This is a genomic window from Anaerotruncus sp. 1XD42-93 (assembly GCF_009917605.1).
Classification (GTDB): Bacteria; Bacillota; Clostridia; order Oscillospirales; family Ruminococcaceae; genus Anaerotruncus.
Genome location: NZ_QZEG01000044.1, coordinates 1 through 26,588 on the forward strand (window position 1 = coordinate 1; position 26,588 = coordinate 26,588).

Genomic DNA, 26,588 nt, shown 5'->3' on the forward strand with positions numbered 1-26,588 from the left:
TTCGTTTACATTGCCGCTATCGCTATTTTGTTGATTTAGCTCAGCCTTCACTATTTTTCAAACAAGCCCTAGACACTCTCTAAAAAAGTTTCATTATAAACCTTTAAGCGTTATAATGAGTAGGATTTACAACCAGATATAAATCAGCAAATGAAAGGAATTATTCCTTTCATTTTAATGAGCACTATATTGGCCTTAATGGACGCCCGTGAAATGAGCAGCCAGTTCCTTTTCAGAAAGCTACTAATCCAGGGAAGAATTCCTGTTTCGTTCGCCCCGTAATGACCTACAATCCTGTTTTACAGGGGAAGGAGGAAAAACAATGTGTAAGAAATGGATGGTGTTAATTGGTATTGTATTGTTGCTGGCCTCTTGTAACTATATACCAGATATTGTACCGCCAGTACAGAAGCCCATCAGCATGGCAACCGAAGAAGAGGCGGTTGAAATTGTCAGGCAGGCATTGGAAAAGGCTATTTTATGCGATCAACTCTATCAAATGAATTTTGAGCCAGACCGCTCCAATATGAAGATTGATGGCATGCTTCCGATTGATTATGAAGCTTCGTCTCTATACGGAGATGTCGACCCCAGACAATTTCAATCAATGGAGGACATCCATCGCTATTTTCTCGACACATTTGAACATTTGACAGCCGATTGCTTGTACCAAGGAATGAAACAGCGAGAAATGCTTTGCAAGGAAATTAATGGAAAAATCTATATCAATCCCAATGGAGCAGGAGCAGCTTTTCCTCCAATCAAATGGCTGGCCGAAACCATTGAGCTGATCGAAGTCACTCCCGAACAGATTACGGCCAGATTGCAGACTTGCTTTTTGGGAATGGATAACGGACTCCAAACCCTTGTTTTAATCCGGGAACAGGGAAAGTGGCTGCTGACCAGCAGTTATCTCCTGCCAGCTTCCGAACAGCAACCACCCTCATTTGATCCTAATGACCTTGAGGCTATGTCTCGGTTGGTTCAACCTCTCTTTCGTGGCGCAAATCTCTATTCTAAAAGTTGGAGCTCTGCACGTGAGCTTTCCCCAGACGATCTGGTGAATTTCTGTGCGGCAAATAACCTACTGAATCTCCCACAAGATTTTGAACAATGCTATCTTCCTGGATTCGACTATCCGCAAGCAGAGCAGGTAGAAGCAGCGCTTCAAAAATATTTTGATATTGACGAGGCATTTCTGCGCAATTCGCAACAGTACGATCCAAAAACGAACACTTACCAATTAATAGGTGGGTTTGGTAGCTTGTGCAGCGGAGTCGCACTTTCTGCAAAACAGGAAGAACAGCTTCTTTTGATTGAGGTAGGAGTTCTTTATGAAATGAACCAGATAACGCCCCTTTCGAACGATCACATTGTCACCAAGGACGGCGTTCTGGTTCCGTTTGGCAGTTTACAAATCGAGATGTTAGGAGACTCTCTGTATCGATTCCACTCTTATTCTCTGAGGGAGCACATTGTTGGATAGACACCTTTTTCAAAAACAGGATCTCGATACAGTTGTATGACCATATCGAGATCCCGTTTTTTATAGTTTATCTGGCAGAAGGATTATAGCCGCCAATAATGCCTGTGTATTTTTCTTTCATACGCGCCCAACTCAAGCCGTAATAGCTGATCGTGTTATCATCCTTCACATTGCAGTCGTAAGCTTTAATACCGCTAGACGACTTTGAAGCAACGATTAAGCCATGCTGCTGATCACCGCCACAAGAAAATGTGACACGAGCGCCTTTTTTTATATTTTTGAATGCGTCCTGAGGAGATACCTCTGAGAAAGAGACTTTTGAGAGGGAGGCTCCCCTCCCATAAGTCGCATCCAACACCATGCGAGCCAAACCAATACAGCTATATCCTGTTCCTTCGGAATTTTGATAAGGGCCCGTCCATATCTTCCCGGCAGGAAGATCGGGAAGCGGATATTTTCCATCCCATGTTGCAGGGGTAACCCATGTTACATAAGCCATTATGCTCCTTCTTTCGTTTTATAATTTGTAAAGGAACCATAGAGATTTCCTCCGCGGCGGATTTCTATTTGTTTCGCCTTACATAAGGTATAAAGAGAAGAAGCAACCGTTTGTAAACTTTTTGAGGACAAAATAAAAATGTATATTCCAGAGTCGCATCAAAAACAAAACAAAATAAAATAAATCCCTTTTAGATAGCGTCGTCAATAAGTAAGGGGCCAAATAGCAATACAAGGGCATTGTAATTTATCCTAATCAGGGTACTAAACACCATCCTCCGACATAGAAAAAAGTGACCTTGCATCTCACGATGCGGGGTCACTTTTTTGTCCTTCGGCCTATCCTTTCCCTGCTTAATACGAGGATTTAGGAACATTTTGCGCAGTATCACCATGTAGTAGGGACTTCGGGGTGACAGTATTACGGGATAAACCAGTTTGCCCCAAGCAAAATAAATTACTTTGCCCTACGACATGGTGATATTCCCAGATTGGGTTTTGGGGGAAATTATAATGGGCTTGAAACCTTTGTAAATAGGGGGTTAAACATTTTCATTTTCCTCAAAAGAACCGTTTGGGGAAGTAAAAAAGCACAGAAAGCCTGTGGCTTTCTGTGCAAATAAAGAATCCTTATACTTTTTTTAATTCAAAAACATCCACCAACTGACGCAATGTATTTGCTTGTTGGAATAGTTTAACGCTAGCAGCCGCACTCTCTTCAGCCATTGCGGAATTTTCCTGAATGATGCCGGAAATCTGATTAACGCCTATCGTCAACTGTTCCAATGTATCTTTTTGGTTCTTCGAGGCCGTACTGATACGTTCCACAAAAACAGCAACATCTTTTGCCCCTTCAACAACATTCACCAGAGATTGTGCTGTTTCATCCGCAATGCTTCTTCCTTTTTTCACTGCTTCAATGGAGGATTCAATCAATGCAGCGGTATCTTTGGCAGCCTCTGAACTTTTGGCAGCTAAATTGCGCACTTCCTCAGCTACAACGGCAAAACCTTTACCTGCCGCCCCAGCCCTCGCGGCTTCTACTGAAGCATTCAGAGCCAAAATATTGGTCTGGAAAGCGATATCCTCAATGGCTTTAATAATCTTTACGATCTCTGTTGAAGTGTTCCGAATATCGTTCATAGCCGAAACCATCTTTTGCATTTCCTGATTACTGGTTTCAATCCATTGGCTGACCCGGGCAACGGTTGTGTTGGCCTCTTCCGCCTCCTGGGCATTGCTAATCACATCATTAGAAAGGCGTTCAATAGAGGCTGCCAGTTCCTCAATCGCTTCCGCTTGTTCTGACGAACCTTGGGATAAAGTTTGCGCCCCGGAGGAAACTGTGTCAGAATTGGAAGTCACTTGGTTTGCCGCTTCGATGATGCTATAAAGGGTGTGATTTAACGAATGGGCAATCCTTTCGATCGACGTTTTAATAGGGCTAAAATCCCCTATGTATTCTTCCGTGATACTGATAGCCATATTATTGTCAGCCATTTCTGAAAGCTGCTTGGAAATATCGTTGATATAGTTATTCAAAGTAATGCTTGTGGCATTAAAACTTTCAGCCAAGCGGCCCAATTCATCATCAGAATCTACCTGAACATGGATTTGCAGATTGCCCGATTCGAGCTTTTCTGCTCCAGCCATTATATTGGCAATCGGTTTCAATGGTTTTTTAATGCTGTAATACATAATGGACAGCAACAAAATTCCTAAAATGCACACAGCCACTGTTAAAAGCGCTGTGTCTTTTACAATCTGGGCATAAAATTCGTTCTGATCAATAGAAAAATACAAGCTCCACAAATTTCCGCTTTCTAGATCAACAGGAACAATAACAGAATAGCCCTGGTTTCCTGTAACAAAATTGTCAAGCTCTGCGTTTAACAAATAAACGCTCTTATCGCCTTTCCCTGACATGCCCGCTTTCATGCTTCTAATCTCGTCTGCAATAGGAGCGATTTGTTCATAACCGCAATCCTTTGCCAATTGGCCAACAGTACTTGTTTGTAAAGTATCCACTAATATGGTATTATCCTCTGACATGCAAACCATGTGGGCCGAAGAATAGCCGGCATTGGTAAAGTTTTGAGATTGCAGGTCATCTAGAGCGACATCACAACCAGCCACCCCTAAAAAATTCCCTGAAACATCATAGACGGGCGCAATTACGCTAATCATCATAATCGGCTTGCCTTGCAATTCATAAACATAAGGCTCCATGACATAAGGCTTGCCAGAGGATTTTATTTCGCGGTAATATTCCTTGTCAAAGTTATCAAAGGCATCCTCATGCTTTTCAAACACAAAGCCTGTTTTTGCTTCGTCAGGGTAGACCACAGCTTCATAGGCGATATCCCTGCCGGTTTCCTGATAGGTTTTTCCTTGGGCGTCAGCGATTGTATTTTGCTCGAAATAGGCAAATGCTGTTGTAAATTTGTCGTTTTGCTGCAAAATACCCACTAACGCGTTATCGATTGCCTGCCGTTGGAACGCTGGCGGCAACGCCGAAATATTCCGCAGAGACCCGGCAAAACCAAGGGTTTGTGAATAAGAGCTCTCGATATTGTTGGAAAGCGTATAGGCATTCTCGTACGCTGTCAGGACTAATTTTTCGTTTGTGACCTTCCTCAAAGATCGGCTGGATAAAAGGGCTGCTATGATGACGCTGAGTCCGAACAAAACAACGATCAGAATCGCCATTTTTATGATAATTTTTCTGGTAATGCTTTGCTGCTTATGTCTTCTTTCTTTTGTGTTTGGTTTACTGGCCATCAAACTTACTCCTTTATCTAATAGTCGGACTGGGAGTTGAAATAAAATACACAATCTTACAGCGCCCAATATCATGGTTCCTGCAATTCTATTTTTTATGATTTTATCCAATCCAGCGCCCAATCTTATCTAGTATAAAAATTCCTTCTCCGATTGTCAATTCATTTTCAAAAAATCTTATAGTTGTTACTTCACCTATTAAGTTGATTTTACCTCCGCTTTTCCAGCCACATCAATACTACTGATTATGTAACATCTAATATACCGGACTCTATCAACTTTTCCTTTTTCAATTTTATGAAAAGGAAATATTTACGCCCAATTTGCCGAAAAACCGAATGTTTGAGTTGAGAATCCACTGAGAAATAAGATAATAAAAGCCAGTACCCATAAATTGGGTGCTGGCCTTATTACAAGCTGATCTGATATATGTCCGAATCCAAGCCAACAAATCCTGTTCGTATTGGAAAGGTTCAGAGGCTCTTCCCCAATACCTCCTGGCAGCAAACCAAGCCCAGACGGAATATGGCATATGGCTTGTCAATTTCCTGCTGTGACAGGGATATTCTGCCCTGTGATAGTATCCGCGCCGGGAGAAAGCAAAAATGCAAATGTTGGGATCACATCTTCCGGTGTCAGCAGGCGTTTGATCGGGCTGGCCTCAATGTTCATCTGCTTGACCAGATCGGGTATCCGGAGAAATTTCGTATCAATCATCGAAGGGGATACAGCGTTAACCGTCACATGCTTGCTGGCATACTCTGCGGACAAGCTCTCCATCAGGCCGGACAGGGCGTGCTTGGTGCAGGTATAGGCGGTGGAAAACGGTTTTGCCGGCTTCCAGACCATCTGGGAGGAAAGCATATAGATGATCTTCCCATACTTCTGTTTGGCCATCAGCGGCGCGAATGCCTGCGATAGAATGACAGCCGAACGGAAGCTAATCCCGATCTCCCTCTCAAACGATTTCCAGTCCGTTTTACCGAATTTTACGTTGATGGAAGAGGAGGAAGACGCAAGATGTATAAAATGCTGCGGGGCCAGGCCGCGTTCCAGCACAGTCTGCGCGAACTGCATGGTGGAAGCCTCGTCCGCGAAATCCGCCTGGATAGGGACAATCTTCTCCTTGAATGTTTCCTGTAGCTCTCCCACTGCATCCACGCTTCTGTTATAGTGGCATACAATTCTGTCGTAATTTCCGGCCACTGCCCGGATCAGGCAGCACCCCACATCGCTGGACGCGCCCGAAACACATAAAACCCTGCTCATTCTGAAACCCCCACCTTCATGACTGCGCGCAGCACCTTGACGCCTTGCGCATCCTCAACAGATACCTTCAGTGTGAGCCGGCGGAACAAATCATGTTTTTCAATGACCTCCGCAATTATGCGGAGGTCATTGCTGCTAGATAGCAGCAGCGGCTTCACGAACTTCAGCTGGACCTCATGGATCAAGCTGCGTTCTCCCGGCAGATACATCCCCGCGACGGTGGAAAGGAAGGATGCGGTGAGCATCCCATAGACCACCCGGTCCGGATGGCCTTTCCGGCGGGCGAACTCTGCATCGGTGTGCAGGGGATTGTGGTCGCCAGTGAGTTCCCGGAACTGTTCCATCTGTTCGGGCGTGACTGCCGCATGAAAACGAATCTTTTGCCCAACCGTAATTTCATCGTAGGTAAAGGTATTCACTTGGCCGCCCTCGCAAGGATGATATCCACCGCTTCCCCGACATTCGCCATGCCGGTGACCTCATTCATGGCAAACTTCATGCCGAATTCCTCTTCCAGTGCGACAATCAGGTTGATGTGCTCGAGGCTGTCCCAGTCCTCGATGTCGTCAGCGGTGGTCTGGTCCTCCACCAGGATGCTTTCATCGTCAAAAACATCCCGGAACACCTTGTTGACCCTCTCGTATGCGGTTTCTCTTGTCATGGCTGTTTCCTCCTTTATCATCAAAGCGCCCGGAAAGAATCGAAGGGATTTTTTCCAAGCCTGCGGCTTTCGCCGCGGGCGGCTGCTTTCCTGGAAATACAGAAGCCTATCCGGGAGATGCAGGGGGCCTTTTCTCCTGCAAAAAGCCCCCTCTTGGCTCTGGACTTTCAGTCAGAGCCAATTCACCCCCTAAATGCGCTTCTCGGGATAGGTCGTTCCGCTTGCGCAGCAAGCGTCCAAAGGCAGGGCCTTTGGCATTCGCGATTTTTTGAAAAAACTGCGTAAAACTTTTGGTTTTTTAAGAACCTGTATTCATAATCAGAGGATGCCGGATGGGCGAGGGATTTTGCTGCCCTGCAAGGCGAAAAAACGCAGACAATCCTTTGTGTATTGCAAGATTTTTCAACGCGCCAGGCCGGCAAAAGACCCGCTCAGACGGTGCCGAATGGTTGTGAATACGGGTTCTAATCAATTTCCTGAACCTATTTTCCTGGCCAAAAGTTTCGTCCACCTTTTCAAAGGTGGCGGGGCCGAGGGGCAGCGCCACCGCCCGCTAAAGGGACTGTTTAATCTGCCGGTAAATACCCTCTGCATCCAGGCCGTTGGCTCGACGAACCTGCCGGGTTTTCCCATAGCCCTCCGCGAACCGGTCCTCCAGACCGATCCGCCGCAGGGGTGTGCCGCCATGTCCCGCAAGAACCTCCGCGACCGCCCCGCCCAAGCCACCTGCTACCGCGTGCCCTTCCACCGTAAACACCTGCTTTTTGCCTGCGGCGGCTTCCAGAATCCCGGCGGTATCCAGCGGCTTGATGGTGGAGACGTCCACCAGCTTGATGCTGTAGCCCTCCTCCCGCAGTTTCAAAACTGCGGGGTGTACCTCTGCCAAAATGGTGCCGGTGGTGAAAACGGTAAAATCTGTCCCTTCGAGCAGCGTGTCATTTCTGCCGATTTGGAATTGATAGCCTTCGTCGTAAAACTCCGGTTCCCCGCTCATGCCCAGCCGCAGATAGACCGGGCCGTCCTGCTCATATGCCGCCCGCACCATATGGGTGAGCTGGTGCGGCGTAGAGGCACAGAGCAGGGTCAGATTGGGGAGCGCGCGCAGGGCCGCGATATCCTCTGTCGAGTGATGCGAGCAGCCCAGTGTACTCCAACAACCTAAACCCATACCCATACCCATGAGCTTTACATTGCGTTTCTGGAAGCATATATCGTCCCGTATGAACTCATAAGCGCGGTAGGCAAGGAAGGCCCCCGTGGTATAAACAAACGGCACCTTGCCCCGCGCAGCCATCCCAGACGCGGCCCCCACTTTATGCTGTTCGGAAATGCCAAAATTAAAGCACCGGTCTGGGAAGTCCCGCGCCATCATCATATCGTAATCGGTCCCGCTGTCCGAAAGGAGGGAGCAGACCCGCAGGTCCTCCTTCATCAGGCCATACAGCGCTGTGATGTACGCCATCTGCATTATGTTTCCCTCCTTACTGCGTCCAGCTCTTCGTCGGTGATCCCAAGTTCCGCTTTGAATACCTTGCGTTCCTTTTTGCCGGGCATCCGCCAATGCCATGCGGGGTTATCCTCCATCAGGGACAGCCCCTTCCCCTTGACCGTTTGCGCAATCAGGCAGTGCGGCCTGCCCGGTTCAAGCTGCCCAGTGAGGGCGGACTGAATTTCCGGGATGCTGTGCCCATCGCAGGTTTTCACCTGCCATCCAAACGCCGAAAACTGTGCGCCAAGCGCGTCCTGTCCCATGATCTTATGGATAAAGTCCATCTTCTGGATGCGGTTATGGTCAACAATGACCGTCAGGTTATCCAGGCCGAACGCAGGCGCAGACATGGCTGCTTCCCAGATCGACCCTTCCTGGCATTCCCCATCCCCAACGATCACATAGACATGGTTGGGCCTGTGGTCGCTCTTGAGCGCCAACGCCATCCCCACGCCGATCGAAAGCCCATGCCCCAGCGAGCCGGTGGAAGCCTCCACCCCCGGACATTCCAGTGTATTCGGTTCCCCGCCCAGCATGGTGTCTGGCTGGCAGAAGGTCCAGAGCGCCTCCTCCGGAAAGTAGCCCGCCCTGCACAGGACGGTATAAAGCGCGAGACTCCCATGTCCTTTGGAGAGGATCAGGAAATCCCGGCCTTCCCATTGCGGGTCCTGCGGGCGGTGGCGCATCACCCCATCTTCCAGATAGAGCGCCGAGAGGATTTCTACCAGGGAAAACGCGGAGGCCAGGTGCCCCACCCCGCCGCTGTAGGCTGCCAGAAAGATATTTTTTCTCAAGGTATTCACTGCTTCCCCTCCTCATTGACCGCAATGTACCGGTTTCGAGGCGTGTAATCCGGGAGGTTGTCCAAAATGTATGTGCGGTTCCCATGTTCGTCCTCACGCTCAAGCGTAAATCCCTGCACCGCATAGAATTCCCGGACCATTGCATTTTTTGCGGTCGGATAGTAGTGCCCCACAACCCGGGTGATCCCGCGCATCCGGCACTGCCGGACCAGCTCGTCCATCATGGCGAATTCCATATCCCGTTTGAGTACCCGGCAGCTCATCAGCCAGAGGGTGATATCGCAGAGACTGCCCTCCGGCTTCTGGAGGATTTCCCCGATCGCAACCGATACCACCCCATTGTCACCGAACCGGTCCACCAGTTTTCCGTACAAGGTGATGTACCGGTCATCCTGCGCGACCGCTTCGATCTCGGCCTGTGTGAACCGCCGGGTAGTCAGGTTGAACTGGTTGGACTTATTGGTAAGCTGGGCGATCCGGGAAAGATACATGGGAGCAAATGCCTGTATTTCGGCCTGCATCCCGAGCGACTGGAGATATTCCCCGTAATCGGCGAACGACACCTCTGCCCGTGACCGGGCGGCGTTCTGCTGATACATCTCGTTGCGGGCAGCGTCGTCACCGGAAAGCTGCGTCACCTCGAAATATCCCATCCGATCGATCGCCCGGATGTAGCGTTCCGGCTGTTCCCCGATCTCAGGGACAGCCGCGTTCGGAATCTGCTGCCGGACGATCTCCCGTTCAGCAGGGTTGTCGTCTACGAATACAAAGCTCTCGGGCAACAGTGAAAGGGTATGTGCAATGTCGATGATATTCTGTGATTTTGGCTCCCAGTTCGCCTTAATCATGATGAAGTCATCCGGCTTGAGGGTCATGTCCGGGCGGTTCAGACCGGCCATCGCATTTTCAGTCTCGTTCTTGCTCACCACATTCAGGATGACGCCCAGCTGTTTATGCGCCTTGATATACTCCTGAAATTCGCTGTAGACCTGGCCCATCGAGGTTTCCTGCCCAACCTGCAAATTTTCCGCACCGTCGTCCCCGACGATCCCGCCCCAGAGGGTATTGTCCAGATCGAGGGCGAATGCCTTCTTGTTTTTCCCGTAAAGGGACTTGATGATATTGGCTACGCTGTGCGCCAGATAAGGGATCGCGGGCAGGGCAAGCGCATATTTATACATGTGCCAGTAGAACGGATCGCTCCACTGTTCCAGGCCGTAGCTGGCGGAAAGGTAGTTGACGTCGTTAATGAAAAAGCTGTCGTTCTCCTGCGAATACTGTGCAAAGCGGAGGTTCAGACGGGTCAGGAAGTGGACCCGCCCGTGAAAATCGGCCGCGTCCCGGTTCCCGAGCAGCCTCCAAAACGGATATTCAAAATTGTTCTGGATCACCGGGCAGGCGTAAACCTGGCGCAGACGGTCCCACATGCCGGAAAATTTAGCAAATTCTGCTTCCAGAAGTGCGTCCACCTCCTCCGCACACTCCGAAAGGAGCGGATACCGGGAGATATTCCGGTTGGAGGTATGTATATAGATGATGTCCGGACGGAACGCTTCCAGCTCCGGGTTGGGGAACATGGCGTCCTGCCAGTACTGCGCATACTCGCTCTCGTAAAAGGTGCAGCGGATGCCGTGATGAAGCAGAAACAGCTCCAGTGCGTCCTTGATGTCGTGGGTCGTCGATCCTCCAAGGATTGCGATGCGTTTGTCAATAAAATCTGCGCCGCTTTCAAGCAGCTCCCTTCGAAGCTTCTTCCGCTTGGAAAGCAGCTCTCCCGAAAATGGAGGGGTGAATTTTTCCTGCATAGAAATTTTCCCTGCCTTTCGATTTATAAAACGATAACATGTCCAACGCTGTATTTTCCGTCGCCCTTGACGGGGACGATCATCAGGCTGTCAAAACCAGCCGCCGCATCTCCATCCGAAAGTTCAATCTGGGTCGAACGGAGATTGTTTTGCTCCGGCTCCTGCCAAACCGTATAGAGCGCATATACGCGCTCGCCCCTGCAAAGCAGGATGTTATAGATGTCGTTTGCGTCCAGGGAGAGGTATAGGGTTTTCCCGTGCTGTACGTCATCGAACCGAACCCTCGCCTTCTGCCCATTCGGGATCTCAATCCCCTCTACGCGGCTTGTCCCGGTCACCTTGGGCGCAGAAACCTCCTCAGCGGAAATCTTCAGCTCAGGCAGGTTGGGAATCCCGCGCGTTGCCGCGAGTGATTGGTCAAAGGTATCGAATGCAACGCTGTCAATTACCTTGTGCGCAAAATTATCGTATACCACGATGTTCAGGCCGCGCGAATTGACCGCATATTCAACGCCATCTACGATGATGGAAGCATGGTTGCTAGACTGATTTCCACCGCTTTGCAGGATAAAAGGTGTCCCGTCTGCGAGTGCCCCGGACGCCTGCAAGGGTTCTGTGCCCTCCGGTTCGCCCACCTGCTCCAACAGCAGGTTTCCATGATCCACCACCCCGAGATAGGCACTGCGATAGCCTCCCGCGGGGGTTGTCCGTAACCCCAGCTTGCGCAGCCGTTCTACAATTTCATTGTTCAGACCCGCTGATGCCTCATCCCGCGCCGCAATCAGGACCGAATACCGGGTCTCGGTGATGCTCTCCAGATACTTCCCCAGCATGACGCCATGATTGACCTTGTTTTCAAGATAATCCTCGTATTCCGACTCGTAGAGTGCTGCGGATTTGTAGTTCGCCTGTTCCCGACGGTCGGGCAGGTTGTACTTCTCTGCTACCACCCCACTGAGCCAGGTCGTGTATTTTTCTGCGCCGTACATAGTGAGATGAGAAATATCTCTCATATCTCCAATCTCGATTCCCATTTCTTCTAAATAGCCCGTTGCATTGATATAATCAAATCCTGCTTTCGTAACCACATCCTGTATGTATCTGTAATACCCTGCATTTCCATCATTGTTAGGCGCTATCACAAAAAGTACTTGACCGTCCAGCTGACTGCAAACGCGCAATACCTTGTTAAGATTTTCCAGCTGCCAGCCATTCAATGTTCTCGGTTCAGCATCCAGCTGTTCTTTCCCTTGCGGCAGGGCAGTCCCCGCGACTGCACGCATCGAATAGCCCAGAAAATCATAATCCGCAGGTTTGAAATCTTTATACCCCAAACTTTTCCATCTGTTATGGAAATAAGCAATCGGGAAGTACCCCCAAAGTTTCTCCTCATCTGTATATTCCTCAAGAATATCCTTCATAGCATCCATTTTGTTTTTGGAAATCCTCAGATTTGTAATCGCTCCTTGTGCCCCTATAAAGTCATTTGAGGTACCTACCAGCCGCTGTGCATCTACGATATATAGTTTTGGATCTTTCTGTCTGGCCTCTTTAATCAAATAGGGCAACGCATCAGGAGCAAGCCGCTCAGACCCCATCATCTGTGATGCCACTCCATTTTCGTGGTATGCTACCACCGGATTCCAATTCCAGCATGTTGAACTTGCTCCCATGTAAACAACATCGACCTCGTCGGCAGGTGCCTCATAAAAATTTTTGAACAAATATTTGTGACTATCGGGTCCGTTTACAAATATTGCATTCACAATATCCCACAAAATAACCAACACCACCAAAAATGCCACCACTTTGATTCCCTGTAAAAACGTGTTGCGTTTCACCCACATCCTTTAAAAGCCTCCATAAATGAAATCTGCCGGATTATAGCCCGGTCCGTAACAGCCCAGAATCAGCACTGAGAAAAACAGAACCAAATAGGCTGCCCATCGGAATAGTAGATTTTGTCTGGCAACCAGCTCCCGGACGCTTCCATATCTATTTTGCAGCATAGAAACGATCAATACTACAATCAGGCCCACTACACAAACGTCAAAATCTTTCCGATCCAGACCCAAGCGAAAGATGGTATCGTCAAACAATACCCATGGATTCCAGTTGGTGAACACTGTCTTCCATGCCCGCAACCCATCGAGGAGGTCTGCCCGTCTGCCAAACGAAACCGAAATGGAGAACAGGCAAAATGAGCGCATCCGCTGAAAAAATACCCAGGACCATGTGTCTGTATTGATCTTCAACAGAGTAATTAGTTTATGGAAAACCGGTTGAAGCAGCAATCCTCCAACGATCATAACGAAAAAGAACAGGCCGCTGCTGAAAATATACTTCCAAGACCCGCCATGCCAAAATCCGACGCAGAACCATGTAATAAACATGCCGATATAAGTGGGGATGTCCCTTGAAGCGGATTTTCCCCACTTCTTTTTGCAGAACTTGCGCACACGGTTCATCCAGCCTGATTTCAAAACCGGATAAAGGACATAATCTTTCAGCCAAAAGCCTAGTGTCATATGCCAACGCCGCCAGATTTCAGAGAGACTTGTCGAACTGAAGGGACGACAAAAGTTTTCTGCAAGCGGTATCCCAAACATTTCTGAAATCCCAATCACAATATCCATGCAACCACTAAAATCAGTGTAGAGCTGTGCGACATAAACAAATGCACCGATTACCACCATGAGTCCGACATAGGTATCCTCCTGCAACGGCAGCGGTTTCGAATCATAAATTGTTGAAACAGCTACCGCTAGACGTTCCGCTATCACCAACTTTTTGAACAACCCCCACAAAAAGCGCTGGATACCAAATTGGACCCGCTTCAGATTCCAGCTGGCATTCCCGAACAGGCTTCCTGCAATATCGTTGTAACGTGAAAATGGGCCAGAAGTGAGCTGGGGAAAATATCCTGCAAACAGGATCATTTTCAACGGATTTTTCTGCGGCGTCTCGATTGTCCCCCAATAAACATCCAATAGATAACCGATCAGAATGAGGGTAAAATAACTGATTCCAAAGGGGGCTACCCATTTCGGAAGTCTTAAACCATAGTCAATACCTGCAATCCTCCCTATGCTATTGATATTGTTAATAAAAAAGGAGAGCTCTTTATATAGGATTAACACTGCCACAACAAAAAACAATGTGAAAAATAGTATCCTCTTTTTTGTCTGTTCTTGCAGATTTTTCTTTAAACACAGTGCTGCCAGCCAGACGGTAAGCACATCCATTACAAAGATGGCGCAAGCTGCAATGTTACGGTATGTATTCAGAAACAGGAAATAGCTTGTCGCTATAAAAAGAACAATCCAACGCCACTTTGGAACACAAATCCAATAAAGTGTAAGGATAACTCCCGTAAATATAAAGAAATGTAAAGATACAATACTCATAAAGAACGATCCCCTCTCACAAGCTATTAAACAAAAGGTTGCCCCTTGTTAGGGATATATCTGACCGGGTATAATCTACAAAAATTTCTGGTGTGGAGAGGAATCGTTCGCAATCAAGTTCTTTTGTCTCTCCTAGTTAAGGAGAGACAAAAAAGTTCGAACTTTTTTGTCTCTCCTAGTTAAGGAGAGACAAAAAAGTTCGAACTTTTTTGTCATTATTGATTCGATTCTTCCTGTCAATGCTCATCCAAGGATGTCTCTTGCATTTTTGGATGCAAGCTCTACCTACCCCTGGCGGAAAGCAAAGAACCTCTGCCCTAAATAATTGAGTCCCGTATATAGGCACATTCCTACCAGCATGGCTGTATTTTCCTGCATTTTGATGCTTTGTCCAACTAAGAGACAGATCGTCAACGGCTTGGCTATTCCATAGGCAATGATATAGCAGGCTCCTACGCTTACAGCAAATTTCCATACCTGATTCCAGGACCACCCTTTATTCTGGAAGGTGAAATACTTGTTGAGAAAGAAACTCACTATGCTTCCTACCACGTAATTGGCCGCTGAGGAAAACCAATAGCCCATCCCTGCTAAGTTATATAGCCCAAACATAATCGCCATGCCCACGATTGTATTAACGATCCCCACCAGAAGAAATTTCCAAAATCTTATGTCAAACAGAGAGCGTAATCTTTTCAATTCTGACCTTCCATTCTATCGGTTTCTTTTACAATATAGATCGGTCTTTTCTTTGCTTCCAAGTAAGTTTTCGATAAGTATTGGCCCAAAATACCGATACAGAAAAGCTGGATTCCCCCAATCAGCAAAATTAGGCAAATTAAGGTTGGAAAACCTGCCACAGGGTCCCCATATAAAACTGTCTTTACCGCAAAATAAACTGCCATCAGGATAGCCGTTATACAAAATAAGATACCAGATAGAGACGCTATTACCAAAGGCATTGTCGAAAAGGCTATGATACCATCAATCGCATACAGAAACAGTTTCCAAAAGGACCATTTGGTTTCACCTGCCACCCGTTCCACATTCACATAATCCAACCATTTTGTGCGGAACCCGATCCAACCAAAAATTCCTTTGGAAAACCGGTTATACTCCCCCATAGACAAAACCGCATCCACTACCTGGCGGGTCATCATCCGGAAATCACGCGCCCCATCCATAATCTCTGCCTTTGAGATTTTATTGATGAGTTTATAGAAACTTTTCGCAAAAAAGGAGCGAATGGGCGGTTCCCCTTTTCGGGTGGTGCGGCGGGTTGCTACACAATCTATCTGATTGTCATTTTGCAGGATAAAGAGCATGTCCTTCAGCAGCTCCGGCGGATCCTGCAGGTCAGCATCCATTACCGCGATATAGTCCCCTGCCGCAGCTTTTAATCCTGCATAAAGTGCTGCTTCCTTTCCAAAATTTCTTGAAAAAGAAAGATAATGCACCCGCCCATCCAAAAGCTTTAACTCTTTGCAGATTTCCAATGTCCGATCTCTTGAGCCGTCATCAACAAAGATCAGCTCAAATTGAGAATCCTGCATTTGATCTGCTATTTTACAAATCTCTTTGTAAAAAAACGGGAGCGCTTTTTCTTCATTATAGCAGGGCACTACAAGAGATACTGTGTTCAATTATTCCACCTCCCGCCTATCGTCATCCCAGACTGTAATCCAGATATTCTCAATCTGTATCTGCGAATCTGACCTGTTTTGAATCAATACCTCCAGGTTTGGGATATCTTCCACTGCATTCAATTCAAACTCTATTCTCTCATTACTTTGCTTCAGATTATAGATATCTATTGGTGTGGAGCCATTATTGTAATGGCAAAAGACATTTGCGCTTTGCAGCCCTTTTCCAAGGACAGTTACCTTGTAGATGCCTTTTGGTGCAGCTACATAAGGGCCATAAGAAAGCCCTCCTGGTTCCAGATATCGGATTCCGTCCTTGTCCTCGCCATCACCTTTCATATACTTCTTATCCTGAAAGGTAACATCTATAAACAGAAGATCACGGACCTCCTGTTCTGTCATTTTTTGAGCGTTTAATTCACCAGTATACCCTATAAAAATATCATCCGCATGATACAGATTCCCTTTAAAACGCGCGGCCCGCAATCGTTCCTCTTTCTGTGTGAACAGATACAGATTATCATCCCTTGGATTGCTCCATGCTTCGTTTAAAGTCTCTTGGATCGTTCCATTTTTTATGCCCCTGGCAAAATAAAAATCTCCAATGTCTATCTGATGATTCGACGCCAGTTCCGTGATCGAGTAGAGAAGCGCTTGATCCCCGGGCTTGGTAAAAATAAAATGTTCTATCTTCTCTTCTTTCATCGCCTCTTCCCAAAAGGGGTCGCTCAGCATGCTTTGATATTGGACCTCTGTTGCAAAACGGTTATGGATACTTTTGAACCTGTCGCTCAGATCTATCACCTGTAATAAAATGCAGAACGCCAGTATCAATAGTTTCAAATCAATCCGTCTCCCCAGTTTCTCAGGCTGGTTGGCAGGCAGCGTACTGCATCGGTCCACAAAAACCCGATCCCCACAGATTGCAAACAGGACAAGAAAATATACCGCAGGCCAGACCAATCTGCCCGAAGCTCTGAAAATACTCCAAATTTTTTCTATTGCAGCGGGAATCGGAACCTTGGCCAACAGATGCTCTCCAAAAGAAATCGTCGGGGAAACCGCCGCCATCAAAGACAGTAGTACAATTAAAGTGTACGCGATCTTTTCAATCTGCCCAGCTGCCATCTCTTTATTGAGCTTGACAGATGAGAAATGAATCTCACTGACTGCATGGAGCAGCGTTACAAAAAGCAGAAACAGAACTCCTAAGCCTAAATACGCAAATCCTTCATATTGTCCCGTTGTATAAGTTTTTAAATCTTTTAAAAAGATTGACCATCCCATTGGATTAAAGAAGCTATTAAGATTAAAGCTGTAATGCCCTAATCCACCAGCAGACGCATGCGAAGCAAATCCACCCAGCAGATAAACTGTGATAATCCCCATCGACAGGAATGAAAACAAGGGAAGCAGGCTTTCAAAAATTTTTTTGGATTTTACCATGCTGACCAAAAGAAAACCGCACAAAACCATTCCGACTATTGGCATAAAATAGAGATGTATCGAGCTGCAAAGAATTCCTAACAGCCCATATATTAGAACTGCATTTTTACTTTTATAAAATTTTTCTTCATAATATACGATGGGATAAATAGCCAGCAAAATCAGCCAATGAGCCGCCAAAGCTGTATGGGCAAACATTCTCCAAATATGGATAGGGCTTAAAATAAAAAAAGCTGTTCCCAACAAGATAAACGACTTCTTCCGCAAAAATTTTTGCAGAATTTTCGCGGACAGCATTCCCTGCAAAATAAAGCAGAAGATCCCCCAGAATCCAAAATACTGAAAATCATTTGGAAGTATTGGAGAAATTAGTTTAAAGAAAACTGCAAAAACAGGGATCGAATCTGTAAATATAACCGAAGTGTAGTACGGATACGCAAGTTGATCTGTTAAACCAATAGGGAATGTCCAATCTCCATTCCGATACATCTTCCATCCCAGATAATGCTGTGACAGATCTCCCCCGCTCATCAGCCAATCTGTATAACAAGGATTTAATATTTTCGTTCCATATATTGTTATAAAGACAAATGCTCCTATGGCCCCTGCTATCAGTACTGTCATATTTTTGATCAGCCACTCTTTAAACTTTACCATCTTCTTTTTCCTTTCAGTTTCTTACTCTCTTCGATCAAAAAGGATACGTTCCATTCAAGATCAGAAAGATTCATAGCTCTGAATTTAGAATCAGAGCTATGAATAGAACGGGCCCGTTCTATTTGTTCAACCATTCTGACCTATAGAATTTTAAAAAACCTCTCACTTCTATCTATTTTCGTAAAAATAGATTGACGAAAAGCGTAATGCTAACTCACGGTTGTCTGTACTCTCATGACGGCTTGCCGGAGAAACAGCATTTGGGTACTCCAAATCCAGTACCAGTTGTCCATTTTTGACGCACCCTTCCGGGATTGTAAATTTAACTGGTTCCTCCACAGAAGTGATCTCCGCATCATAAAGGATTTGTCCGTTAGAACGAACAATCAGCTTTTGTGGCCCTGCATAGATATCCTTTAATTCAAATTCTCCCATTAAAGCGCCAGAAAAATCGCCCATAGCCAAAATGATTTGGCCAGCTTTTCCAGAGGACCATGCGGAATCCGTTTCAATATAGGAAACCCCTGAGGAGAAATATCTTGTTCCGTTACTTTCTTCTGTGAAAACGATTTTATCCCCAATGGAATAATTCCGAGAAAGTATTTCCGACTCCTTATCTGTTACCTGTTTTTCACCGATCACCATAGACTCAAAGGCCAATCCAAGTATTCTAGTATCATCCGCGCCAGGAGATGCTGCATCAGGCAGTTCCAAACGAATCAGCAATTCATCCTTCCCAGCCATTTCTTTTGGAATTGTAAAATTAAGATGATCCGCACAAACTAAGTAGTTGTTTAAAAATTGGTCATTGATATAAATCCCTACCCGCTGACTTCCCTTCAAAACTGACAGCAACGAGATTGACACAAAAATATCTTTTTGAGCTGTCTCGTCAAGCGGGATCGACAAAATTACTTCATGTCCATCTGTCCATGTATGGCTTGCTTCCGGTCGGCTGAATCCTTTGACTGCATACTGAAGCCCTGTTGCCTGAGCATCAAAGTACAGCGTGTTACCCAAACGATATTTCTCAGGCTCCTTATTCACAAACACTGAAAATGTTTTTCCTGTTTCATGCACATTATTAGGATCGGAAGCCTCTCCCTGAATTACATATTCAACCGCAACACCGTCATCTGAATGTATGTAAAAGAAGCGCTCTTTGTTGTCCTCATACGTTAAGTCAAAGATGCTTTTCCCAAAATCCGTGCTTTTTTGAAGAAAAGATAGAAGTGTCGGATGTAAATTTGTATAAGAAACTGGAATGTCGCTTCTTGTAAATGTCTTTGTTTCTTGCCCTCTTTTCACCAAAAGCAGAGGATTCTGCGTGTAATTTAAGCTTCCATGATCCGCCAAAATAACAATATTGGCGCTGTCATAAATGTCCAACTGCTTCATCTTGTCAAAATAAGTCTCCAAGATATGCATGACCCCCATCTGCTGTTCTTCCAATGAGGTTTCCGTTTTACTCCTTTGTGCTTTCGCATCTAAGGTGCAGGGGCCATGAGCTCCAAATAGATGATAGAGACGGTATACATTCGTATCGTCTTGTAATGTGATTCCATTTTGGGTTAAATCCCTATAAAAAAGGGCATCATCTATCAAATAAGTGGATTCCTCACTTCCTGTATTGTCTGCCGCCGCGTTAAAATCGCCAGTATACATCCAGACATTTTTCTTCAATTCATGCGGCAGATACCGGCATGCAGTCAAACGGTATAAATAATAGGCTAAAACCGGATAAGATCTTATTTGTTTTCTGCCAGAACGCATATTCATGATTAAATCACTCATACTTGGAGATATAAACTGGCTATCTGTGTAAACACCAATATTATATCCGGCGCTATGCAGGGCACGATACAAATCCGTAGATTGATAGGCATTTTCCAAATACTGTGGATAGCTGTCCTCATTAGTGTAGTATTTACCTGTCAAAATTTGCGGCATTGCCAAGATCGTGCGTGTTGCTCCCCCAACAGTATTTGGGTAAAAGGTGAAATCGCTCCAAAGCGTTTCCTTATATTCCGGATGCTGCTCTATAAAATCTGAAAAATACTGGCTGTCATACGCATCCAAGACGAACACCAACGTATTTTCATTTTTGGATAATTGGAAGCGGCCCAAATTTGTTAACTGAAAGTCCCTGTTGGGTTTAGCGTCAAAATCGATATCAATTATAAAGAAAAGCGTGCAAAGGGTCACGATCTGCGTACCCAAAATGACAAGTGCGATGTAATTACGCGTAGGTCTCCAAAACCGGGGAGCAAATTTATACAGCAGAAAAGGTAGCACAAGCAAAATGAGCCAGAAGATGGTATTCCAGATGCCTACTCCGCTATACTGTTCCCAGTTAATCTTTCCGTCCAATGTTCCATAATCTGTAGGAACAAAATTTCCTTGGATATAGAGGGCCAAGGAAAGCCCCCAGAGGGCACAGCAATAAAATCCCCGCATCTTCCCTTTCAGAAACAGTCCTATTGCAATAATGACAGTGCCAGAAATAAGTGCGGCGAGAGCACAGACCCACCAAATATCTCCAAAAGAAAAGAATACCTCAGATACATTTGTGAGATAGATCTGAAACGGACCAAATATGCAAAAAGTAAATACCAACAGCGTGGATGAAATTATCACACCTAGTTTACTTGCCTTACTCGTTTCCATGTATGTTCACTCCCTTTTTCTTCTTAATCCACAGAACCCAACTGCTGTAACTCAGCCTCAGTCCACTTCATGGATTATAGCTGCGTCTAGAGTCCACATTCCGAGCGACAGCTCCCCCTGTTGGCTTAAAGCGCTTACGATCCCGTCCCAGTAAGGCTGTTCATGTCAGGCATACTGATATGCCTTCTCGAACACACCCACAATAAAAAGTAAGCGTCAACAACAATAGCGATAATAAGCATGAGTTATACTCTACGGTTTTTCACTTTGCGAATATGGTTTTCATAAACTGTCCCCATTCCTTACTAAACTACCTTGAGTAATAGCCGTTTGTATTTTTCTCTGTCAAACAATTCTTTATAATATTTTTGTATTTGTCCTGCCTTTTCACGATAAAACTGTTCATCAGATAATAAATGATTTATTGCTTTTGCAAATTCTTCTGCATCATCAGTCACAATGCATCCTGTAAGCAATTTATCTGGGAATCCGTCTATACCACGTTCATTGCACACGATCGGTATTCCATAGGCCATCGCCTCAACGACTTTTGTCTTCATACCGGTTCCTTTAAACATAGGACAAATAGCAATTTTTACATCATCGAACAAAGCCTTTAAATCCGGTGCAAATGGAATTATAGTAACAGAACTCGGCACTCTCTGTATTTTTTTAGTGACCGATCCAACGAAAACTGCTTTTATATCCTGGTTCAACATAGGGTATACCTTGTCAATAAACCATTGCAATCCCTCTACATTAAAAGGATTATCAAATCCAACAAAAGCAACATCATATTTTCGATCTCTCACGGGCGTAATAACAGGATTAGCTTTTACAGGTATAATGTACGGTAAGAAGCCGATCGGGCGGCTAAGCAGTTTCTCATACATGATTTTTTCATCATATGATATACATAAAATCTCATCAAAAAATTTTAATTTCGATAGCTCCTCATCCATAAGCTGTCCTAGCCTTGTTTTATCTACATCCCAAGATGATTGTTGCAGGAACATACTATCTAGCATAAAATAAATCCTTTTCGCTTTTATATCTGCATCAACAAATAAATTTGCCAAAAAGCTGTAAAAAACCCCTATGACGACATAATGGTGCTGTTGAATAGCCTCTTCAAATAAAAGATGCATCCCCGGATGAGTCCAATCCTGCAAAAATTTATTCTGGCTAAAATGGCATCTCCGAGCACTTTCTTCTTTATATCCTTTAGAAAAATCATAGAGATAAAGATTGCGGATTAGTCCCTCTTTATTTTCCTCCTGATAATCTATAAAAGTCGACTCTGGAGTGAAATTCTCAAAAGAAAACAAATCTACCGCATAACCAAATTCCTTTAGTAATCTTATAAGAGACAGGACATAATTATTGTTGCCTTGCCCTCCGCGCAGCAAATTGTTGGGATAAACCAACAAGACCGCTTTTTCAACATCCTGAGCGCTGGTTCCTTCTTTATCGATCGGTTCCGCATATTTTACCGTTTGATAGAATCCTGTACTAGGTTCTGCATCTATAATTTCTCCGGAAGGTAAGATTTCTTTATACCAATCTGCATCAGCTAACATTTTGTTCGCTATGGAACACGCACTTTCGTTCCAGGTTGCGCTTTTAATCTTACGGGAATCCGGTATCAGGCCATTATCAGAATCCTGGGAAAAATGCAATAAAATCTTTTGCAACCCCGTTGGATAGCTACGGTCAAAATAGAGCGCGTATTCCCCTGCTACTTCATGGAATACCGGAATATCACTACATATCACAGGCAAACCATAAGCGCCTGCTTCGATCAAAGGTAATCCAAATCCTTCGCCTGCCGATGCCTGAATCAATGCCGCAGCATGCTGATAAGCGTAACTTAAAACAGCATCAGAAGCTGCTTCAATAAACAATAATTTGTTTCCGCTCTCCGCATGATTTTTCATTCCCTCAACCAAGCTCTGCATATTCCATCCGATATGCCCAATGACGCATAGCTTCCCTGCGAAATCTTTATCCCACAATTCCTCAAAGACTTTTAAAACAATCTCATAACCCTTTCGCGGTTCGACCGTTCCTACCATCAAAAAGGTTTGTCCATCAAAAAAAGTTTTTACTTCCGATGCTATATTATGCTGTGCTTCTTTTACGAGTACATTATCCACCCCATTATGAAAAAAGCCGATTTTAAAATATTTCTCTGAAGCCATGTTTTGGCGTTTCTTGCAATATTCAATCCAGCTATCTGCCGCTGATTTAGAAACTGCCAAAATGCCATCATAATCCGTCAGAATCTCTTCGATATATCCAGGGAATGCTTCTACTGTATTTTTCCGGAAATATTGAGGCATATTAACTGGTAAAATATCGTGAATAACCGCATAGGTTTTCACACCAGCGGCCTGCAGTTGCCCCACGCGCGGATAGTTGCGTGGAATTTGGATTCCTCTCAACTGCAATTCCGGCATAAAATAAATATCTCCGGAAGTAATCTCAACAATATCCTTCTTTATCTCATAGGTATCCATATCGACGGCTCGGAAAACCAGTTTTTTTCCCACAGTATCTTTACTGACTGCCATGACATCTGCCATACGGCTTAACTCATCATACAAGCGCAAACAAACACGCCCGATCCCGGTTACATAATTATTTTTTGCCCAATCACGCACAACGGTAACGTCAAATAAAATTCTTTTACCAATCGGATAAGCGGGAATAAATCCACCGTTTTCCAGCGCAAGCAATTCCTCCGCTACGCGCTGACAAACTGTAGATGTAAATTCAACATTCCAATTGCTATGTTCCTGTGCAATTGCCGCAAGTTCAAAATCTTTTACAAAATAATCTTTATGAATCTTCGTCGGTACAAAGCCTCGATTTAATGCTTTTATGGTTTCCAAAGTCTTTTCCGCTACATTTTTCCACGAAAATTCTCTGGCATGAGCAATCGCTTTTTGCGCTTGCACTTTCATTTCCTCCGGCGCATCTAAAATATGCTTCATGGCCAAATAGATTTCTTGAACTCTTTCGGGATGGACTAATATTGCATAGCCCTCGGCAATCTCTTTCAACGAACTGCTGTTTGATGTAATAACTGGCGTACCGCAGGCCATAGCCTCCACAACTGGCAAACCAAATCCTTCGTACAAGGATGGAAAAACCAGCGCTTTTGCTTGGCAATACAGGGCCATCAATTCATCATCTGACACATAACCTGTAAATATGACGCTATCAGCAATATTACACTGATCTGCCACATCCATGTAATGCTGAATCGTGTCCTGACTTGCTTTTCCAACAACGACTAAATTGACATTGTTATGCTTTTTTCTATCCAATTTTGAGAACGCAACGATGATATTTTCAATGTTTTTCTTAAAATCAATTCCGCCAGCAAAAAGGAAATATCCCTGATATTTATCTGCAGGTGATCTGGGCGGTATATAGTTCTCTCTATCGAAATGCAAATATCTATTGTCAATACCTGTGTAGATTACTGTTATCTTTTCTTCTTTTATATTACAATACTCAACAATATCTTTTTTTGTTGCGTTTGAAATCGCCAAGAGCGCATCCATCTTTTTCAGGAAATCTAAGCTATCCATATAATCCTTTTTATACACTGGATCGTATAGACACTGCTCTGGAAACAACAATGGAATCATATCGTAAACGATGCCTACTGTCCGGACCGAATCAAACCATTCCGCCTTAAACATATTGCCATATTCATTTACACTGGGGAAAAACATAATATCGATTTGGCTGTTATGTAAAAAGTCTTGAACCTGCGCCTTTCTTACGTTATCTAACTCAGGTATACGATATAAATTCCGTTCCCCGCAATCAGCAATCATCGGTCCGGCATAGTACGAATGGACAAAGCAGCGTCCATTCGTGGGCAGATCATGCGGGAATCTGCCATATACATTTAAAAAATGGTACTCGTTCTCTTTATCTAGGGCCAGCAGTTCTTCCAGCAAATTTTTCACATAAGTACCAATCCCTCTAAATCTAGACCCTGTATAAAATGGCCTTAAATCAAAACCAATCCTCACAAAACATCGTCCTCTCTTCCCCAGAAATTTTTTGCGTCAAGAGCTGTTTAAAAAATCCCAATGGTCTCCTTTTCTCTATTTCTAAAGGGGTCCTTTTTTCAATCTATTTTGCTTCGACCAACTTGGCTATCAAAATAGAATCAAATCGCAAGTTTTCCCTTCAAATTCATCCCAAACGGCCCGCAGCTCGCCGACCGGCCGCAATACATCCCCATCCGAAGCAACCTTCTGGCAAACAATAAACTGTTCAAAATATTGTTCCAGTATACCGATCATTGTCTCATATTTTTGTTGATCCATATAAATATCCTGATTAAACTCGAGGCATAGAGGGATTCTATGTTCCTGATAAAGTTTCGCTGCTCCAGTTAAAACTTCCGGCTCATGACCTTCTACATCCAACCAGATATATTTAATTTCACTGGCATCGATATTGTGTTCTTCAAGATACCGATCCAGTGTCGTCGTTTCAACGGTTTCATCTCCGTCCTCACCTTCCGTCAGCCTACAGTTTCCCCAATTCTGCTGGTTGATAACCATTTTTGCATTTGTAAGCGATTTATCGGATAGAGCTATTTTTTCAACCGTAATATCTTTTGCTCCGTTAAAAGCACTGTTAGCAGAAAAAAGTTTGGCCAATTCTGCCAAAGGTTCAAAAGCAATAAAACGGAAATCCGGTTTTAACTTCAGTTTGCAATAAATCGATGTGGTGCCGATATTTCCTCCAATGTCCAAAAAAATTCCGGCAGTAGCTGGCTTGTCTTTGTAAAAATAACAGTCAACGATCCTTATAAAATTTTTGATGTCATCTTCTGCCCAATTTTTTTCATCGGAAAGCATTCCCGCAGGTATAATTACATCATTCTTGTCAAAGAAATAGGTGAGATCGTCTACACATACACTATGATATGGCATACCGCTGAGTTGATCTTCAAAATCATCTTTCTTAGCCAGCTGGTATTCAGTAGATTTCAAAATATCTTTCCGCAATTCACGCCAATCTCTCAAGTTATTAGAAACCAACTGATTGTTTTCTGGTTCCCTGTTTAACAGATATCTATAAGCATATATAATAGATTGCTGCTTGCTGTCCAGCTTGGTATCTTCCCTCAAATCTTGTAGCCACTTATTACACTGCCAAATCTGTTTCTGAAACTCACCCATCTGTTGTTGAGATGCATAAAGCTGTTGTTTGATATAGGTATCCGTCTGTTCATTTATACGGCGCTGTTCTTGATCAAATAGCTGCAGCTGCTCTTCCATCTTTTGCTTTTGTTCCCTCAGCAATACTTGTGCAGCGTTCATATCTTCCGTCTGCTTTTTTAGCAATGCCTGCATATTCTCTATCTCTTCATTTTGCCTTTTTAAGAATGTCTGTACATCATCCATATCTTCACTTTGTTTTCCTAATATGGCAGCCATATCAGACATTGTATTTTTCATTGCTACGTTATTATTTTGCTGTTCTTCCTGTTGGTTTTCCACGCTCTCCAAACGCTTCCCTAAAACATCCAAAGTCCGAATCATCTGCCCTGTGAGTTCCAACAATTTTGATTCAAATGTATATAACAGCGCAGAGAACTGTTCAAAGATGTAAAAAGTTCCTTTACGAAACAAACGCTTAAAAGCGATTACTGCTTTCCCCAATAAGCCCTTACGATGGGTATTCGGAATCGCTACAAAATCTCTTGTAAAATGTAATGTTACCTCATATTGTTTTCCCCATAAATCTTGAATATCTACTTTGTTGTCTCCGCTCTCTTCTGCTTTATTTTTGTTCTGCTGCTCGTTGTAAAAAAACAATAATTTTCTCTTTATATCATCAATTTTCATCATAACAACCGCCCTTTTTCTAGGGCTTGTTTGAAAAATAAATATTGCACAAACCAAATAAAAGTGCGAAAATAGAGCCATGAAGCGATAT

Annotated in this window: 17 protein-coding genes; 1 reads left to right on the top strand and 16 read right to left on the bottom strand. The window is 44.6% G+C overall.

What is annotated here, in order from left to right; all coding sequences use genetic code 11:
• The first annotated feature begins 322 nt into the window (after positions 1-322).
• Positions 323-1,486, top strand: coding sequence for a hypothetical protein (locus D5269_RS13250; protein ID WP_120485997.1), 1,164 nt, complete (start codon positions 323-325; stop codon positions 1,484-1,486).
• 67 nt (positions 1,487-1,553) lie between these two features.
• Here the strand turns inward: D5269_RS13250 and D5269_RS13255 are convergent, their stop codons facing one another.
• The 16 genes from D5269_RS13255 to D5269_RS13330 form a co-directional block, all read right to left on the bottom strand.
• The gene (locus D5269_RS13255) at positions 1,554-1,985 is read right to left on the bottom strand and encodes a hypothetical protein (protein ID WP_120485998.1); all 432 of its coding nucleotides are present in this window, start codon (positions 1,983-1,985) and stop codon (positions 1,554-1,556) included.
• Between the two features lie 629 nt (positions 1,986-2,614).
• Positions 2,615-4,765, bottom strand: a complete 2,151-nt coding sequence (locus tag D5269_RS13260; protein ID WP_120486000.1) for a methyl-accepting chemotaxis protein — start codon at positions 4,763-4,765, stop codon at positions 2,615-2,617.
• Between the two features lie 540 nt (positions 4,766-5,305).
• A complete protein-coding gene (locus tag D5269_RS13265) occupies positions 5,306-6,034 on the bottom strand; it encodes an SDR family oxidoreductase (protein WP_120486001.1) in 729 nt (242 codons plus the stop codon).
• Complete coding sequence (locus tag D5269_RS13270) at positions 6,031-6,453, bottom strand: MaoC/PaaZ C-terminal domain-containing protein (RefSeq protein WP_120486002.1); 423 nt, start codon at positions 6,451-6,453, stop codon at positions 6,031-6,033. Before D5269_RS13270 ends, D5269_RS13265 begins: the two co-directional genes overlap by 4 nt.
• Entirely contained in the window at positions 6,450-6,695 is a 246-nt protein-coding gene (locus D5269_RS13275; protein WP_120486003.1) for an acyl carrier protein, read from the bottom strand. The genes D5269_RS13270 and D5269_RS13275 overlap by 4 nt, the downstream gene beginning before the upstream one ends.
• A 553-nt stretch (positions 6,696-7,248) precedes the next feature.
• A complete protein-coding gene (locus tag D5269_RS13280; RefSeq protein WP_158604980.1) occupies positions 7,249-8,163 on the bottom strand; it encodes a transketolase C-terminal domain-containing protein in 915 nt (304 codons plus the stop codon).
• Positions 8,163-8,987 carry a transketolase gene (locus tag D5269_RS13285; RefSeq protein WP_199735740.1) on the bottom strand — a complete coding sequence of 275 codons (825 nt, stop codon included), beginning with the start codon at positions 8,985-8,987 and terminating at the stop codon, positions 8,163-8,165. Before D5269_RS13285 ends, D5269_RS13280 begins: the two co-directional genes overlap by 1 nt.
• Positions 8,984-10,792, bottom strand: coding sequence for an HAD-IIIC family phosphatase (locus D5269_RS13290; RefSeq protein WP_120486005.1), 1,809 nt, complete (start codon positions 10,790-10,792; stop codon positions 8,984-8,986). The genes D5269_RS13285 and D5269_RS13290 overlap by 4 nt, the downstream gene beginning before the upstream one ends.
• Before the next feature lie 23 nt (positions 10,793-10,815).
• Positions 10,816-12,222, bottom strand: coding sequence for an interleukin-like EMT inducer domain-containing protein (locus D5269_RS13295; protein WP_166545184.1), 1,407 nt, complete (start codon positions 12,220-12,222; stop codon positions 10,816-10,818).
• A gap of 420 nt (positions 12,223-12,642) precedes the next feature.
• On the bottom strand, positions 12,643-14,199 hold the full coding sequence (locus tag D5269_RS13300; protein WP_016316349.1) for an MBOAT family O-acyltransferase: 1,557 nt from the start codon (positions 14,197-14,199) through the stop codon (positions 12,643-12,645).
• 285 nt (positions 14,200-14,484) lie between these two features.
• Positions 14,485-14,898 carry a GtrA family protein gene (locus D5269_RS13305; RefSeq protein WP_016316348.1) on the bottom strand — a complete coding sequence of 138 codons (414 nt, stop codon included), beginning with the start codon at positions 14,896-14,898 and terminating at the stop codon, positions 14,485-14,487.
• Positions 14,895-15,842: a glycosyltransferase family 2 protein gene (locus D5269_RS13310; RefSeq protein ID WP_016316347.1), complete on the bottom strand. Its 948-nt coding sequence runs from the start codon at positions 15,840-15,842 to the stop codon at positions 14,895-14,897. Before D5269_RS13310 ends, D5269_RS13305 begins: the two co-directional genes overlap by 4 nt.
• Complete coding sequence (locus D5269_RS13315; RefSeq protein ID WP_120486007.1) at positions 15,843-17,945, bottom strand: DUF6311 domain-containing protein; 2,103 nt, start codon at positions 17,943-17,945, stop codon at positions 15,843-15,845.
• A gap of 168 nt (positions 17,946-18,113) precedes the next feature.
• Positions 18,114-20,612 (bottom strand): hypothetical protein, encoded by a 2,499-nt coding sequence (locus tag D5269_RS13320; RefSeq protein ID WP_120486008.1) that lies wholly within the window; start codon positions 20,610-20,612, stop codon positions 18,114-18,116.
• A 305-nt stretch (positions 20,613-20,917) separates the two neighbouring features.
• Positions 20,918-24,664, bottom strand: coding sequence for a glycosyltransferase (locus D5269_RS13325; protein ID WP_120486009.1), 3,747 nt, complete (start codon positions 24,662-24,664; stop codon positions 20,918-20,920).
• 129 nt (positions 24,665-24,793) lie between these two features.
• Positions 24,794-26,588 (bottom strand): FkbM family methyltransferase (locus D5269_RS13330; RefSeq protein WP_147407991.1); only part of this gene is annotated, 1,795 nt, incomplete at its 5' end.

Excerpts from the sequence above, each read along its gene's own strand:
- D5269_RS13320 (WP_120486008.1), bottom strand. The coding sequence starts at position 20,612 with ATGGAAACGAGTAAGGCAAGTAAACTAGGTGTGATAATTTCATCCACG.
- D5269_RS13300 (WP_016316349.1), bottom strand. The coding sequence starts at position 14,199 with ATGAGTATTGTATCTTTACATTTCTTTATATTTACGGGAGTTATCCTT.
- D5269_RS13295 (WP_166545184.1), bottom strand. The coding sequence starts at position 12,222 with ATGGATGCTATGAAGGATATTCTTGAGGAATATACAGATGAGGAGAAA.
- D5269_RS13275 (WP_120486003.1), bottom strand. The coding sequence starts at position 6,695 with ATGACAAGAGAAACCGCATACGAGAGGGTCAACAAGGTGTTCCGGGAT.
- D5269_RS13260 (WP_120486000.1), bottom strand. The coding sequence starts at position 4,765 with ATGGCCAGTAAACCAAACACAAAAGAAAGAAGACATAAGCAGCAAAGC.
- D5269_RS13280 (WP_158604980.1), bottom strand. The coding sequence starts at position 8,163 with ATGCAGATGGCGTACATCACAGCGCTGTATGGCCTGATGAAGGAGGAC.
- D5269_RS13315 (WP_120486007.1), bottom strand. The coding sequence starts at position 17,945 with ATGGTAAAGTTTAAAGAGTGGCTGATCAAAAATATGACAGTACTGATA.
- D5269_RS13250 (WP_120485997.1), top strand. The coding sequence starts at position 323 with ATGTGTAAGAAATGGATGGTGTTAATTGGTATTGTATTGTTGCTGGCC.
- D5269_RS13290 (WP_120486005.1), bottom strand. The coding sequence starts at position 10,792 with ATGCAGGAAAAATTCACCCCTCCATTTTCGGGAGAGCTGCTTTCCAAG.
- D5269_RS13265 (WP_120486001.1), bottom strand. The coding sequence starts at position 6,034 with ATGAGCAGGGTTTTATGTGTTTCGGGCGCGTCCAGCGATGTGGGGTGC.
- D5269_RS13255 (WP_120485998.1), bottom strand. The coding sequence starts at position 1,985 with ATGGCTTATGTAACATGGGTTACCCCTGCAACATGGGATGGAAAATAT.